Genomic DNA, 14,574 nt, shown 5'->3' with positions numbered 1-14,574 from the left:
TACGCAGCGCTCCCGATTACAATCCGTACCGTCCCCACAATGCCTTTTCCTCCGCCGCTTGCGCAAGTCCGGAGGCGAGGCCGGCGCCGATGCCGTCCATGCCCGCAAGCGAGATGCCGGGCGCACGGCGGCCGAAGAGGCTACGCGGCGTGCCAACCAGCACCAGCTTGGTCTTGTCGCCGAAGCGCTTCTTCAACTCCTGGCGCATATCACCGAGCCCGTCGATCAGGCCGAGTTCAAGACCACGTCCGCCGGTCCAGAAGAGGCCGGAAAACACTGTCTCGTCGTCAGTCAGTTTGCCCGCCCGGCGCTCGCGCACCATGTCGATGAAGACCTTGTGGATCTCCAGCTGCAGGCTCTTCAGATATTGGATGTCCTTTTCCTTTTCCGGCTGAAACGGATCAAGGATCACCTTGTTTTCGCCGGCGGTATAGACGCGGCGCTCGACGCCAAGCTTCTTCAAAAGCTCTGGAAAGCCGAAGCCGCCGGAGACGACGCCGATGGAACCGACGATGGAGGTTGCGTCGGCAATGATCTCGTCGCCGGCGAGCGCAATCATGTAGCCACCGGACGCGGCAACATCCTCGACAAAGACCAGCACCTTTTTCTGCTTCTCCCGCGCAAGATCGCGGATACGGTTATAGATCATCCGGGACTGAACCGGTGAGCCGCCAGGCGAATTGACGACGATCGCGACCGCAGGCGCGGCCTTCATCTCGAAAGCCTTTTCCAATGCCTGCGAGATGCCGGCAAGGTTGAGCGACTGCCGAAGCGGCCCGCTGCCGGACGCAATCGCGCCGCTCAGCCGGACGACAGGGATGACTACTCTTTCCTTGCGAAACCGCTTCGGAAGCATGCGCTTGAAAAAACCAGCCATTCGTCGTCCCTGAATCATGATGTTTGCTGCCGTGATGTATGCACGGAAACGGCAAACGCAACATCGATCATTGCATTTTCGCGTCGGGATTGCTCCAGGCCGCATGTTTTTCATCGATGACAAGAGAGGATGCGCTTTCGCCCCAAGCGCGCGGCGCCGCAAAAACATTCCTCCCTTTCCATCAAGATTGGGCGCTGCACCCTCTACATCCGTCGATCAAAAAAATAGGCTATGCCATCGAATTGCAGGAGCATCGCATGTCCAGCCAGGCTGCCAACATCATCGATTTCCAGGCCTATCGTGACGCCCGCGCCAAGAGCGTGCCGGTAGAGCAGGCCCCCGTTTCCGCGTGGCCTCAGCAACCTTTCCTGATGTGGGTTCCCTTCATGGGTTTCGTCCCGGTGATGCCGCTTGGCAACCCGAACTATGGCGCTTGAATCCATCGAGCCGCTGCATGTGATCCCAAGAGTCGAGTCGATCGACGAAATCTCGGCGCTGACGGGCCAAAATCTTCGCCGGCTGCGTACACGTCGCGGCTATTCGCTGGATCGGCTGGCAAAAATCTCCGGTGTCAGCCGCGCCATGCTGGGACAGGTCGAAACCGGCAAAAGCAGCCCGACAATCAGTATCCTCTGGAAGATTGCCGCAGCACTAGATGTCCCCTGCGGCTCGCTGATCGCCCAGCCGCACGACACATCGTTGCAGGTCCTGACCCATGCCAAGGCGAAGGTGCTATCCGCATCCGAAGGCAAGTTCCAGACGCGGGCGCTCTTTCCCTATGAAAGCGAACGCAAGGTCGAATTCTATGAGCTGCGCATTGCGCCTTATCATACGGAGATCGCCGAGGCCCATCATCACGGCACGATCGAAAACCTCGTGGTCTCGCGGGGCACGGTCGAAATCGTCGCGGGCAAGCATCCGCCGCAGATCCTTGGCGAAGGCGACGCCGTGATCTTCGATGCCGACGTCGCCCATAGCTATCGCAACATGACCAGCAGCGAAGCCGTGCTCTATCTGGTCTCGACCTATGTCGAGGAAGTTCGCGGCTAAGGCATCCTTGCCTGGAAAAGCAAAAAGGCCGCCCTTGCGGACGGCCTGAGGCAGATGGAGGTCTGCTTTCTATTCCAGGGGGTGGATGCCCTTAGGAATTAGGCTGCTTCCATCATGCAGCACATCATCATGTTGCCGCACATCATCATCATCGGCATGCCGGACGACATCATGCGCTTGCAGCACTCCATGAACATGTCCTTGTCCATGCCTTCCATCGGCATCATCTCGCAGACCATGCCCTTCGGTGTCATCTTGCAGGTCATCTTGCTCATCATCATCTGCATCATGGGCATCATGCCGTTCATCATCGGCATCTGACCCATCATTCCGCCCATCATCGGGTTCATCATCCCGCCCATCATGGGATTCATCATCGGCATCATCATGCCGTTCATCATCGGGTTCATCATACCACCCATCATCGGGTTCATCATCGGCATCATGTTCATGGCGGGGTTCATCTGGGTCATCTCCGGTGCTCGGCCGTATTTCGGCTTTCAATGAAAATTGAGGTAGAACAACTAAAAATAACGTTCAACATAAAAAAACGTTCCAATAATCTTTCCTCCAACAGAATGGAAACATGTCCGCTTGATGTCGAGCAACGTTCGTTATCACGGATATTCCTCTGCCATCACGGACTATACCGATGCCTTGGTCGAAATGAATGAAACCGGGAATGGTTATTCTTGGCCCAAACGAATCGCATGGCCATCAACCAGCCGAGGACGGCAGGTCATTTTCGCGCGTAGGCGGCACGGCCATTGTTGAGATCATCGACAAAGTCGGAGAACTTGTGCGTCCCTTCGCCGTGCATGATCAGCGGCGCGCGCAGTCCCAGCCGCGCCCTTGAGCCCTTGATTGCCGTCACGAGGATGCGCACTGCATTTTCGCCGTCGCGCGGATGGATGGGCGTGATCTCGATGCCGCCGAAGCGGCGGCCGCAGGCGGCGATGATCTCGCCGATCGATTGTGGCCGGGCGATCAGCGACAGTTGGCCGCCGGGGATCATGATTGCGCCTGCCGTACGGACCCAGCGCTCGAACAGGCCGTCGGTCATGGCATGCGCCTCAGCCTTCAGCGCGTCGGGCGTCAGCCGGTCGCTGGCGTCGTTGAAGGGCGGGTTCATGATGACATGATGGAAACTGTCATCGATCAGACCGGCGGCGTTGCGCTCCTTGCCGATCAGCGTCACATCGGCTTCGATCACCGAGACGCGGCCCCCGAACCGCGCATTGTCCGCAAGGACCAGGCTCTTGCGGGCAAACTCGGCCATTTCCGCGGAACGCTCGAACAACACCACCTCGGCCTGCTCGAGCCGCGAGGCAACCGCCATTCCGGCAGCACCCGCGCCGGCGCCGAGATCGGCCACCCTGATGCCGCGCTCATCGGCCACCAGGGCTGCGAGCAGCATGGCGTCCATGCCGGAGCGATGCCCCCTGCCCTTTGGCTGGACGACATGGAAGGCACCGCGATGGAAGGCGTCGATCGTTTCGGACGAATGGCCGGTCATCGCAAACCTCAGTCGCCCGCGGAGCGCAGCTCGTCGCCGAGACCGGCATCGATGAGGATGCGTCGGGCCTGATCGGCGCGGTCGGTCTCCACCAGGAAGCGGCGCGGCAGCATACCGAGCGAACCCTCGAGAATGCTCATGGCCTGATCCGCGACAAAGCAATGAATCCCGGCATCCTTCATCAGACTCTCGGCAAAGGAGAGTAGAACCGGGTCGTTGGTGCGGATGAGTTCGTGCATAAGCCTCGGGTTTCCTGTCAAATTTACGCGACGAGACAATTCGCCTCTTGCCGCCCCCTGCGCCCCTTCTTATTGTGCTTTGTGAAAAATGAACAGGAGTCCGGACAGTTGGGCGTCGTGATACCGCTTGAAGAAAGCAAGAATAAACAGGCATCCATCAAGCCATTGGTGGACCTGACCAAGGCGGATATGGAACGCGTGAACCAGCTTATCCTATCGAAAGCCGGTTCCGACGTGCAGATGATTCCGGAAGTGGCGGAGCACCTGATCTCGTCCGGCGGCAAGCGCCTGAGGCCGATGCTGACCATCGCGTCCGCCGCACTCTACAACTATCAGGGCGACAATCACATCAAGCTCGCGACCTCGGTCGAATTCCTGCACACCGCGACCTTGCTGCACGACGACGTCGTGGACGAAAGCGATCTGCGGCGCGGCAAGTCCACGGCCCGCATGATCTGGGGCAACCAGGCGAGCGTTCTCGTCGGCGACTTCCTGCTCGGCCAGGCCTTCCGCATGATGGTCGAAGTCGGCTCTCTGGAGGCGCTCGACGTGCTGTCGTCGGCTGCCTGCGTCATCGCCGAGGGCGAAGTGTTGCAGCTCTCCGTCTCCAAGAACATGGAGACGACCGAAGACGATTATCTCTCCGTCATCCGCGCCAAGACGGCAGCGCTTTTCTCTGCCGCCGCCGAAGTTGGCCCGATCGTCGCCAATGCCGGCAAGGCCGAGCGCAATGCGCTGAAATCCTACGGCACCAATCTCGGTCTCGCCTTCCAGCTGGTCGACGACGCGCTGGATTATGGCGGCAAGGCCGCCGATCTCGGCAAGAATGTCGGCGACGATTTCCGCGAAGGCAAGATCACTCTTCCCGTCATTCTCGCCTACCGCCGCGGCACCGAGAAGGAACGCGCCTTCTGGCGCGAGGCCATCGAGACCGGCGATAACAGCGACGAGAACCTGGAAAAGGCACTGGGTCTGATCACCAAATATGGTGCGCTCACTGACACGATCGCCCGCGCCGTTCACTACGGCACCATCGCCCGCGATGCACTGGCGCCGCTTCCGGAAACGCCGTGGAAATCGGCACTCATGGAAGTGATCGATTTCTGCATCGAACGTGTGAACTGATCGGCCGCGGCCCGAATTTCTTGCGCCGCCGCTTCAAAAAAGCCATCCTGTTGTGAATCAGTTGACACGAACGCTTTGTGCTGCCGGCGCCCTCGCTGGCAATCCCTTGATGAAAGGCATTCTAATGCGGCAGAGACTTGCCATCCGTTTCCTCTCGGGCGCAGCCTTGGTGGCGATCCTTTCGCTGTCGGCGCTGAATAGTGCGCGCGCGGAGGATGCTCCGGCAACGCCGGAAACCAAGAACGAGGTGGTCTTCGACGCGGAAGCCGTCGATACCTTCGCGGGTGCCTTCCTCGCCGCCCGTACCGCCGATGTCGACCATGATTACGATACGGCGATCGCGCTCTACAGAAAGGCCCTGATGCTCGAGCCGGGCAATCTGGAAATCCGTCAGCGCCTGATGATCTCGTTGCTGCTCAACGGTAATCTCGAAGAGGGCGTGAAATACGCCAACGAGCTGAAGAGCGACCCTTCCGTCGAGCGCGTCACCACGATCGTGCGCGGCATGGATGCCATCCGCCGGCACGAATACAAGACCGCGCAGGATATTCTCAAATATAACGGTCCGAACGATCTCGACCGGATGATGAACAATCTGCTGCTTGCCTGGGCGCGTGCCGGCGCCGGCCGTGGCAAAGAAGCCATCGCCATGATCGACAAGATGAAGGGACCGGACTGGTTCAACATCTTCAAGAACTATCACGCAGGCGCCATTGCCATCACCATCGGCGACGTGAAATCCGCCCGCTCGCACCTGAACGACGCCATTCTCGACAAGGCTGGCGGCGCAACCGCGCCCGACACCTTCATGCGCGCCGTCATGGCATTGGCACGCCTTGAAATCAAGGCTGGCGACAAGCAGAAGGCGCTCGACACGGTTTCGGTTGGTGACAACCTGATCAACAATTACGCGCCGTTGAACGCGCTGCGCGACAGCATCAACAAGGGCGAAAAGCCGGATCAGCAGGTGACCGACGCCACGCAAGGCGCTGCTTCCGTGCTCTTTACCATCGGCGCGGCGTTGAACCGCGACGGCGCCGAAGATGTCGTCTCGCTCTATCTGCAAATCGCCAATACGCTCGATCCCAAGAGCGCCGATACGCTGGTTCTCCTCGGCGGGCTTGCCGAAAAGCAGGAGCAGGTCGATCGCGCCATATCCTTCTACAAGAAGGTGCCCGACGATTCGCCGATGGCCCGCATCTCCGAGCTGCAGCTCGGTCTTGCGCTGGCACAGGCCGGCAAGGTCGACGATGCGCGCAAGCACCTGAAGGCGCTGATCGATTCCGACCCGAAGGATGTCCGCAGCTACCTGGCCTATGGCAGCGTTCTCTCCGACGCCAAGGACTTCCAGGCCATGGCCGACAATTACGACAAGGCCGCGGATGTCATCGGCGCCGTGCCGAAGCGCAGCGACTGGGCCGTGTTCTTCCAGCGCGGTATCGCCTATGAGCGGCTGAAGAAGTGGCCGCAGGCGGAGCCGAACTTCAAGAGGGCGCTGGAACTGAACCCCGACCAGCCGCAGGTGCTGAACTATCTCGGCTATTCCTGGGTCGACATGAACACCAACCTCGACCAGGGCCTCGACATGATCCGCAAGGCCGTCGATCTGAAGCCCGATGACGGCTATATCGTCGACTCGCTCGGCTGGGCCTATTTCCGTCTCAACCGCTTCGACGATGCCGTGACCGAACTGGAGCGGGCCGCACAGCTGAAGGCCGGCGATCCCACGATCAACGACCATCTGGGCGACGCCTACTGGCGCGTCAACCGCAAGCTGGAGGCGGTCTATCAGTGGAACCGTGCGCTGGCCTCCAAGCCGGAGGAAGCGGATATTCCGAAGATCAAGGAGAAGGTCGCCAACGGCCTGCCGGCGCTCGATACCGACCCCAAGACGGTCGACAAGAGCAAGCAGCCCGACCCCACTCCGCCGCCGGCAACCGACCCCGATACGAATACCCCGCCAGTCGATAAGAAGTCATAAGACTGCCGATGACCATGATCTTAGCGGCGGGCGATTTCGACCTCACGGAGGAAGCGCCCGCCAAGATCAATCTGGCGCTGCATGTCACCGGCCAGCGGGCCGACGGATATCACCTGCTCGATATGCTGGTGACCTTTACGCAGCATGGCGACCGGCTTGGGTTCCGTGCAAGCGAGCGCGACGAATTCAGCCTTTCCGGACGCTTCTCCCCTCTTCTTACCGCTGACGCGGATGTCGGTGGTAATCTGGTGCTGAAGGCGCGCGACCTGCTGCGGCGGGCCGCCCACGATGCCGGGCTGGAAGCACCATCGGTGCATATCCATCTGGAAAAGAACCTGCCGGTCGCCTCGGGCATCGGCGGCGGCTCGGCGGACGCGGCGGCGACCCTGCGCGGATTGGCGAAGCTCTGGAACCTTGCCCTGCCCCTGGACACGATGACGGCGCTTGCGCTGAAGCTCGGAGCCGATGTGCCGATGTGCCTTGCCAGCCGACCACTGATCGCACGCGGCATCGGTGAGGCGATCGAATTGCTGCCGGACTTTCCGTCCTTCGCCATGGTCCTCGGTAACCCCCTCGTCGGGGTTTCGACGCCGGAGGTGTTTCGCCAGTTGGCCCGCAAGGACAATCCACCGCTGGTGCTCGCTTCACGGATGCCAAGCGACCACTCACAATGGATCACGACGATCGGGACGCTGCGCAACGATCTTGAGCCGCCGGCACAGTCGCTGTGCGGCGAAGTCGCCACGTTGGCGCAGATGATCACCGATGAAGGGGCGCTTGTGACGCGCATGTCCGGCTCCGGTGCCACCTGCTTCGGCTTGTTTGATGATCTTGAGCAGGCAACTGCGGCAGCGGCATCGCTTCACAGGTTGCGGCCGGACTGGTATTTCCAGGCGACGGAAACAATCAAGGGAGATGCATGATGGCTGGCCCAAGCGAAGCAAGACCCTTCATTCCCGTCGGCATCGCCGTGCTCACCGTTTCCGATACGCGCACGCTTGCCGACGACAAATCCGGAGACACGCTGGTCGCTCGCATCGCGGAGGCCGGCCACAGGCTGGCCGCCCGCGCCATCGTCCCCGACGACAAGGAGCGCATTCGCAGCCAGGTGGAGGCCTGGACGCGCGACAAGACCATCGACGTCGTCATCACCACCGGCGGCACCGGCTTTACCGGACGCGACGTGACGCCCGAGGCGCTGGAGCCGCTGTTCGAAAAGCGGATGGACGGCTTTTCCGAGGTGTTCCATCGCATTTCCTACGACAAGATTGGCACGGCGACCATCCAGTCGCGGGCAACCGGCGGCGTCGCCAACGCCACTTTCATCTTCGTGCTGCCGGGCTCGCCCGGCGCCTGCAAGGATGCCTGGGACGGCATCTTGAAGGCGCAGCTCGACTATCGGCACATGCCCTGCAATTTCGTGGAGATCATGCCGCGCCTCGACGAGCACCTGAAGCGTGGCTCCGGCACCAACTGAGATTGGCGTTTCGCTGAGATAAAGTCGCCCGGCCTTCTGAACTGCTATGCCTTTGGCCCAGGAAGAACAGGAATAGAATCCCAATTCTGACCGGTGAGAATGACACAGCTGCGACCGGTGACATCGGTGATCATCATTGTCCAGCTGCCGCTTTCAGCGGCGAAGATTTCGACGATCGTCTTTGAATCGAGCTGACCGATGGCCGAGGGTTTCTCGGAATAGTGCCCATCAAGAAAAGCAGCAATCTCGGCGCGCTTGGCGCAGGCGAGTGTCGCCTGTGCGGCGGCCTGGTTGGGGAGAAGGATTGCCGTTGCCAAGACGGCCGTTCCGATAAGGCGGTTGAACATCGTGCGTTCCATAACGCACCTCCTTTCGCCGGAAATCCGGCAGAAGAGGAGAGTTCTGCTGACCTGTTCTGCCGCATACCGGCATCTTCATGGTCGACCGCCCAACGCGACACGCGAAAGCGGCCGCCACAAGAAAATTATGACAGCTATTCCAGTATTTACAAATAGAGATCTGGATTGGCGACCCTACCGCGCCCCGCGCGCGACCCAGGAGGGGATGAGCTCGCTGGACAAACGGCGGCCCTTTTGTCCCTTGGCGAACTCGGCAAGCCGCATGCCGGTCTTTGCAAACGCTATGGCCTGCCGCTTGGAGAGAAGCAGCCCGAGTTCCAGTGGTGGCGAGCCGCGTCTGATGCGCTGCAACAGCGGCCGGCGATAGCCGCGCGAAGCGGTGAAGCGGGCAGGCACCTTGTTCAGCGAGACATATTCGGCGATCTCATCGATCCAGCCGGCCTGCGGCCGCGCGCCGGGCTCGACCAAAAGCAGCCACTCGCCCCGCGCCGAGCGCAATATGTCCTTGATATCCCACTGCGAATAAAAACGGCAGCCGGCGGCGTCGGCAACCCGCGAGGTGCCGTCGCGCGAGCCGTGATCGAGCACGACGACGTCGCAGACGAGCCCTTCGATCGCGCCCGCCACCAAAACCGCCAATGTCTGTGCCAGCTCAGGTTCCTGATCCTGGCATTCTATGATGACCGTCAACATTGCCCATTTATAGAGCGCCGCACAATTTATTGCCAGCGGCTAAGCCGAAAACCAGAGCGTTTAAGAAAAGAATCATATGCAACTTTGAAAAAGCTGTTCCAGCCTCCGCCCGTCCCTCGAATGAAGGTAACCCTCTGTATTTTGTTCTTGCATTGTTCTCATTTGTCGGATAGGAATTTAATCAGCTTAGACGCGGCATGCAATGTCATAAACCGCCCCCCGGAGTTACCGATGAACGAGCAGTCCCTTGCAGGGCAGGCCGCGTTTGCGCCTGCCAACACGGCAGATATTGCCAATGCGTTGATCGCCGATACCGGTCTCAGGGTCGAGATCGACCGTCGGCGTGGCCGTGGCGCCGGGCTGAACCCGAGCGGCCGGTTCGAGCCGATGCAGCGCGAGACATTCGACGACGGCTGGCAGACCCTCGAAGATCTGCCGCCCTTCAAGACCGAAGTACAGATTGAAAAACCGCGCACGGCAATCACCCGCAACGAATCCCCCGACATCCCATTCGACCGCTCCATCAATCCCTATCGTGGCTGCGAGCATGGCTGCATCTATTGTTTCGCGCGGCCGACGCACGCCTATATGGGCCTGTCGGCAGGGCTCGATTTCGAAGCGAAGCTGTTTGCCAAGCCGGATGCGGCGAAGCTTCTGGAACGGGAGCTGGCAAAGCCCGGCTACAAGCCGCGCGTCATCGCCATCGGCACCAATACCGATCCCTATCAGCCAATCGAGAAGGAATGGCGGATCATGCGCCAGATTCTCGAAGTGCTGAACAAGGCCAACCATCCTGTGGCGATCGTCACCAAGTCGGCGCTGGTCATGCGCGATATCGATATCCTGAAGGAAATGGCCGCCAAGAATCTGGTACGGGTCGGCCTCTCGGTGACGACGCTCGACCGCAAGCTGGCCCGCACCATGGAGCCGCGCGCGGCGACGCCGCAGCGGCGGCTGGAAGCGATCAAGGCGCTGAGCGATGCGGGTATCCAGACCGCCATCATGGTGGCGCCGATCATCCCCGCCCTCAACGACCATGAGATCGAGCGCATCCTCGATGCCGGCAAGGCGGCCGGCGCCATGGAGGCGAGCTATGTCATCCTGCGCCTGCCGCTGGAGGTCAGCCCGCTGTTCCGCGACTGGCTGCTGCAGCACTATCCGGATCGCTATCGCCATGTCATGTCGCTGATCCGTTCGATGCGCGGCGGCAAGGATTACGACGCCGATTTCAGCAAGCGCATGAAGGGCGCCGGCCCCTATGCCTGGCAGATCAGCCGCCGCTTCGAAATGGCGACCAGGCGGCTGGAGCTTACCCGCCGCAATATCGCATTGCGCGACGACCTGTTCGTGCCGCCGGATGGCAGCGGCGTGCAGCTCTCGTTGCTCTGACCCCTTTCCTTGCGGGTTTCCCTGCCCGCTGGAAGAGCCCCCCGGTTCGCCGCCATGATCCACCGGGGGCTTGCAGGAGATCGGGTGGTGTGCGAGCTTCGCCGCATGCCACGCAGACCACCCGATTCTCCCATGCTTTTCGACGAAAGGCCGATCGTTCCAAGCTTCGAGCTGGAGCTGATCGCCCGCCGTGCCGGACATTGGCCCGTCGCCGGTGCCGACGAGGCCGGGCGCGGCCCCCTGGCGGGGCCGGTCGTTGCCGCCGCCGTCATTCTCGACCCCGAGCGCATTCCCCAGGGATTGAATGATTCCAAGCAGCTCTCGGCTGCCCGACGCGAGGCGCTATTCATCGAGATCCTTGCCACGGCGACGGTCTCCATCGCCTCATCGAGCGCGACCCGCATCGACGTCACCGATATCCGCAAGGCAAGCCTTGATGCCATGCGTCGCGCCATCTGCGGCCTCGCCATACCGGCAAGTTATGTCCTGACCGACGGGCTGGATGTGCCAGCCGGACTGGCCTGCCCGGGAAAGGCCGTGGTCAAGGGCGACGCCCGCTCTTTCTCCATTGCAGCCGCCTCGATCGTCGCCAAGGTGACGCGCGACCGAATGATGGCGCGGGCCGGCGACGTCTTCCCAGCCTATGGCTTTGCAGCCCATGCGGGCTACGGCACCGCCCAGCATCGCGCCGGCATCGAGAAGCACGGCCCCTGCTCGCTGCATCGCATGAGCTTCCGGCCACTTCGAAGAGACGAAGCCTGACGGCTATCATTCGACAAGGCCAGCGATGATCTTCTCCCGATTCTCGCTGATGTAGCCAATATCGTTCCGGTAGATGCGGTCATGGCCTTCCTGAAGGTCCTGGCGATACTTCTCCACGCCGCGCGCCGCTTCGCTTTCCATGAAACCGACCAGGGCATTCAGCCGCTCGGCTATCATGTCCGGCAATACCGGACGCCGCGCTGCCTCCAAGCCATAAGCGTCGAGAAAGATGCGAGCGCGACCGATCTGCCTGTCCAGCCTGTCGAGGCCCTCCGCCGCAATGCCGATCGACAGAGGCGCCCAGCGATAGAGGGCATAGGCCAGATCCCAGCGGCGTGGACCGGGATGAGCCGTTTCAAAGTCTATGATGCCCGTCACGGCACCATCATTCAAAACAACATTATAGGGCGCGAAATCGCCGTGGCAGATGACCTCGATCGGTGCACGAGGCGATAGTTGCCATTCCTGGCTCGCACACATCTCCGGCAGAAATAGCGCGGTACAGTCGTGATAGCGGCGCAACAGGGATGCTGCCGACCGCAAAGCCGTCTCGGATCTGATATCCTCGCTGTCATCCAGATCGCCGGTCAGACCGGGAAGAAAGCTCACCTTCTCCCATACGGCATCGTAACCGGCAGGCGCCGGCGCCTGTGTAAAACCATGGGCATGGAGCGCCGCGAGCAATGCCTGTACGCTCACCGTCCATGTGCGAGCGGGCCGAAAGATGACATCGCCCTTGCGAAACGGGCTCTCGCCTTCCTCCATCGTCAACACCGCTGCCTCCGCTGCCAAGCCTGCAATCTATTTTCGATTGCCGGCCGTCGTCAAACGCTGGGAAAACAAAAAAGCCCCGCCGAAGCGGGGCCTTTCAAAACATGATCGCTTACGCGTTTAGTTCAGCCGGGTCTTCACTTCGCTGACAGCGGTGTTGAACAGATCGGACTGAACTTTGCCGCCCGCCTTCTTGGCAAGCACAGATTCAGCTGCGGCGATAGCCAGATCGACGGCAGCGGAACGAACCGCCTTCATCGCATCGACTTCCGCTTGCTTGATCTTCTGCTCGGAAAGTGCGGTACGGTTGGTGACGAATTCCTCCGTCTTCTTGCGTGCTTCCGTCGTCAGCATCTCGGCTTCGCGCTCGGCGGCGGCAACGATATTCGCCGCATCCGCTTCGGCTTCCTTACGCTTGCGCTGGTATTCGGCCAGCAGATGCTGGGCCTCTTCGCGCAGGCGCTTGGCTTCAGCCAGATCATTGCGGATCTGATCGGCGCGGTCGTCCAGCGACTTCGCCATCATCCCCGGAACCTTCAGATAGACAACGATGCCCAAGAAAATAACGAGAGAGAGAAAAGCGAAGAAAGTTTCGTCAAGAGCGAATGTCATGGATCAACCCTCCTGCTTCGCAGATACCGCAGCAACAGCCGAAGCGATATCAGCCTTGCCGGCAACGTTGCCCACTAGCTGTTCGACGACGGCCGAGGCCGTTTCTTCCGCAATCGCGCCGACGTCAGCGAAGGCTTTCGTCTTGATCTCGCCAATCCGCGCTTCCGCGGCTTTCAGCTTCTGCGAAAGGCTCGCTTCGATCGCCTTGCGATCTTCCTCAGCCTTGGCCTTGGCGGCATCACGAGCGGTCGCGCCGATCGTATTCGCCTTGGCGCGGGCTGCGGCCAATTCGCTTTCATAGGTCGCGACAGCCGCATCGGCCTCGGCCTTCAGGCGTGAGGCTTCTTCGATATCCTGCGCGATCCGGTCATGCCGGCTTTCCAGAATTTTGCCGACACGCGGAACGACAATCTTCTGCATGGCCAGATAGAAGATGACGAAAGTGATCACCAGCCAAAGCAGCTGTGACGGATAGGTCGTATGGTCAAACGGCGGGAATACGCCGGCGTGATGGCCTTCGCTGGGCGCACCCGTTTCCGTATGCACCTCGCCGGCGGCCGGCGGTGCTTCGTCAGCATAGGCCGGGGTCACAAACATGCTCACCTCCAGGTGGTCTGCAAATACAAAGGATCACGGCTCGCTGTTTCGCGAACCGTGATCTATCACGTCGCCAATATCAGACGACGAAGAGCAGGAGGAGAGCGACGAGCAACGAGAAGATGCCCAGAGCTTCCGTAACGGCGAAACCGAATACCAGACGGCCGAACTGGCTGTCAGCGGCAGACGGATTGCGCAGTGCGCCGGACAGGTAGCTGCCGAAGATATTGCCGAGGCCGAGAGCCGTGCCGGCCATACCCAAGCAAGCCAAACCTGCGCCGATGTACTTTGCTGCTTCCGCGTCCATGTTGAACTCCTTTGAAATGGTTGTGCGGTGAATGACTGACGCCCTTAGACGCCAACGTCTTTATCCTTAGTGGCCACCTGGATGGACTGCATCGTTGAGGTACATGCAAGTCAGTACCGCAAAGACATAAGCCTGGAGGAAGGCGACTAGGAATTCGAGACCGGTTAGGGCGACGGTCATGATGAGGGGAAGAATGGCGCCGCCGATGCCAAGCGCACCAAGGGCTCCGAGCGAGGCGACGAAGCCCGCGAACACCTTGAGTGTGATATGGCCCGCCAGCATATTAGCGAAAAGACGAACGGAGAGCGAAATCGGCCGGGACAGGAAGGAGATGATTTCGATGACCACGACGAGCGGCAGAAGAACACCGGGTACGCCCTCGGGCACAAAGATCTTCAGGAAACCCAAACCGTGCTTGAAGAAACCGTAGATAATGACCGTGAAGATTACCAACAACGCCAAGGCGAAGGTGACAATGACCTGGCTCGTAACTGTGTAGAAGTAAGGAACCATGCCGAGCAGGTTCGCCATTAGAACGAACATGAAAAGCGAGAACACCAGTGGGAAAAATTTCATTCCCTTGGTTCCCGCCCCTTCCTTCAACATGGAGGCAATGAACTCATAGGCCATTTCCGCCACGGACTGAGCGCGAGTCGGAATAACGCCGCGACTCGAGGTTGCGAAATAAAGGAAACCAGCTGACAGCATTGCCGAGGCGACCATGAACAGCGAAACGTTGGTGAACGAAAAATCAACTCCACCGATATCAATCGGGACAATCTTGAGAATCCGGAACTGATGGATAGGATCGCTTGCCAC

19 protein-coding genes are annotated in these 14,574 nt (G+C 60.4%); 8 read left to right on the top strand and 11 right to left on the bottom strand.

The window, feature by feature from the left end:
- Window positions 1-16: 16 nt before the first annotated feature.
- On the bottom strand, window positions 17-877 hold the full coding sequence (locus HB780_RS29865; RefSeq protein WP_183691678.1) for a S49 family peptidase: 861 nt from the start codon (window positions 875-877) through the stop codon (window positions 17-19).
- Between the two features lie 257 nt (window positions 878-1,134).
- Between HB780_RS29865 and HB780_RS29860 the strand changes: the two genes are divergently transcribed.
- The gene (locus HB780_RS29860) at window positions 1,135-1,314 is read left to right on the top strand and encodes a hypothetical protein (protein WP_047463584.1); all 180 of its coding nucleotides are present in this window, start codon (window positions 1,135-1,137) and stop codon (window positions 1,312-1,314) included.
- Entirely contained in the window at window positions 1,304-1,927 is a 624-nt protein-coding gene (locus HB780_RS29855) for a helix-turn-helix domain-containing protein (protein WP_183691676.1), read from the top strand. Before HB780_RS29860 ends, HB780_RS29855 begins: the two co-directional genes overlap by 11 nt.
- Before the next feature lie 98 nt (window positions 1,928-2,025).
- On the opposite strand, the gene HB780_RS29850 is transcribed toward HB780_RS29855, so the two are convergent.
- The 3 genes from HB780_RS29850 to HB780_RS29840 all read right to left on the bottom strand — a co-directional run bounded on the left by HB780_RS29850 (window position 2,026) and on the right by HB780_RS29840 (window position 3,682).
- The gene (locus tag HB780_RS29850; protein WP_210334180.1) at window positions 2,026-2,391 is read right to left on the bottom strand and encodes a hypothetical protein; all 366 of its coding nucleotides are present in this window, start codon (window positions 2,389-2,391) and stop codon (window positions 2,026-2,028) included.
- A 275-nt stretch (window positions 2,392-2,666) separates the two neighbouring features.
- Window positions 2,667-3,443: a tRNA1(Val) (adenine(37)-N6)-methyltransferase gene (locus HB780_RS29845; protein ID WP_183691672.1), complete on the bottom strand. Its 777-nt coding sequence runs from the start codon at window positions 3,441-3,443 to the stop codon at window positions 2,667-2,669.
- Between the two features lie 8 nt (window positions 3,444-3,451).
- Window positions 3,452-3,682, bottom strand: a complete 231-nt coding sequence (locus HB780_RS29840) for a putative signal transducing protein (RefSeq protein ID WP_007695186.1) — start codon at window positions 3,680-3,682, stop codon at window positions 3,452-3,454.
- A 108-nt stretch (window positions 3,683-3,790) separates the two neighbouring features.
- On the opposite strand from HB780_RS29840, the gene HB780_RS29835 reads away from it, so the two are divergent.
- The 4 genes from HB780_RS29835 to moaB all read left to right on the top strand — a co-directional run bounded on the left by HB780_RS29835 (window position 3,791) and on the right by moaB (window position 8,265).
- On the top strand, window positions 3,791-4,807 hold the full coding sequence (locus tag HB780_RS29835) for a polyprenyl synthetase family protein (RefSeq protein WP_047463592.1): 1,017 nt from the start codon (window positions 3,791-3,793) through the stop codon (window positions 4,805-4,807).
- 124 nt (window positions 4,808-4,931) lie between these two features.
- Complete coding sequence (locus HB780_RS29830) at window positions 4,932-6,788, top strand: tetratricopeptide repeat protein (protein WP_183691670.1); 1,857 nt, start codon at window positions 4,932-4,934, stop codon at window positions 6,786-6,788.
- Between the two features lie 8 nt (window positions 6,789-6,796).
- A complete protein-coding gene (locus tag HB780_RS29825; RefSeq protein WP_183691668.1) occupies window positions 6,797-7,711 on the top strand; it encodes a 4-(cytidine 5'-diphospho)-2-C-methyl-D-erythritol kinase in 915 nt (304 codons plus the stop codon).
- The gene (moaB, locus tag HB780_RS29820) at window positions 7,711-8,265 is read left to right on the top strand and encodes a molybdenum cofactor biosynthesis protein B (protein ID WP_183697613.1); all 555 of its coding nucleotides are present in this window, start codon (window positions 7,711-7,713) and stop codon (window positions 8,263-8,265) included. The genes HB780_RS29825 and moaB overlap by 1 nt, the downstream gene beginning before the upstream one ends.
- 44 nt (window positions 8,266-8,309) lie before the next feature.
- Here moaB and HB780_RS29815 read toward each other — a convergent pair whose 3' ends face one another.
- Both HB780_RS29815 and HB780_RS29810 read right to left on the bottom strand, forming a co-directional pair.
- Window positions 8,310-8,624, bottom strand: coding sequence for a hypothetical protein (locus tag HB780_RS29815; protein WP_183691666.1), 315 nt, complete (start codon window positions 8,622-8,624; stop codon window positions 8,310-8,312).
- A 174-nt stretch (window positions 8,625-8,798) separates the two neighbouring features.
- On the bottom strand, window positions 8,799-9,317 hold the full coding sequence (locus HB780_RS29810; RefSeq protein ID WP_183691664.1) for a glycosyl transferase: 519 nt from the start codon (window positions 9,315-9,317) through the stop codon (window positions 8,799-8,801).
- A gap of 231 nt (window positions 9,318-9,548) precedes the next feature.
- On the opposite strand from HB780_RS29810, the gene HB780_RS29805 reads away from it, so the two are divergent.
- Both HB780_RS29805 and HB780_RS29800 read left to right on the top strand, forming a co-directional pair.
- Window positions 9,549-10,706 (top strand): PA0069 family radical SAM protein, encoded by a 1,158-nt coding sequence (locus HB780_RS29805; protein WP_183691662.1) that lies wholly within the window; start codon window positions 9,549-9,551, stop codon window positions 10,704-10,706.
- Window positions 10,707-10,811: 105 nt separating this feature from the next.
- Window positions 10,812-11,468, top strand: coding sequence for a ribonuclease HII (locus tag HB780_RS29800; RefSeq protein ID WP_183691660.1), 657 nt, complete (start codon window positions 10,812-10,814; stop codon window positions 11,466-11,468).
- A gap of 6 nt (window positions 11,469-11,474) precedes the next feature.
- Here the strand turns inward: HB780_RS29800 and HB780_RS29795 are convergent, their stop codons facing one another.
- The 5 genes from HB780_RS29795 to HB780_RS29775 form a co-directional block, all read right to left on the bottom strand.
- Window positions 11,475-12,233 (bottom strand): phosphotransferase enzyme family protein, encoded by a 759-nt coding sequence (locus HB780_RS29795; RefSeq protein ID WP_183697609.1) that lies wholly within the window; start codon window positions 12,231-12,233, stop codon window positions 11,475-11,477.
- A 126-nt stretch (window positions 12,234-12,359) separates the two neighbouring features.
- Entirely contained in the window at window positions 12,360-12,851 is a 492-nt protein-coding gene (locus HB780_RS29790; protein ID WP_183691658.1) for a F0F1 ATP synthase subunit B, read from the bottom strand.
- Between the two features lie 3 nt (window positions 12,852-12,854).
- Window positions 12,855-13,448 (bottom strand): F0F1 ATP synthase subunit B, encoded by a 594-nt coding sequence (locus HB780_RS29785; RefSeq protein WP_183691656.1) that lies wholly within the window; start codon window positions 13,446-13,448, stop codon window positions 12,855-12,857.
- Window positions 13,449-13,527: 79 nt separating this feature from the next.
- The gene (locus HB780_RS29780) at window positions 13,528-13,755 is read right to left on the bottom strand and encodes a F0F1 ATP synthase subunit C (protein WP_183691654.1); all 228 of its coding nucleotides are present in this window, start codon (window positions 13,753-13,755) and stop codon (window positions 13,528-13,530) included.
- A gap of 66 nt (window positions 13,756-13,821) precedes the next feature.
- Entirely contained in the window at window positions 13,822-14,574 is a 753-nt protein-coding gene (locus HB780_RS29775) for a F0F1 ATP synthase subunit A (RefSeq protein ID WP_183697606.1), read from the bottom strand.

The organism is Rhizobium lusitanum (genome assembly GCF_014189535.1).
In the GTDB taxonomy this organism is placed as follows: Bacteria; Pseudomonadota; Alphaproteobacteria; order Rhizobiales; family Rhizobiaceae; genus Rhizobium; species Rhizobium lusitanum_C.
The sequence above is the reverse complement of the archived record's forward strand: the minus strand, read 5'-3'. Positions and strand labels throughout refer to the sequence as shown.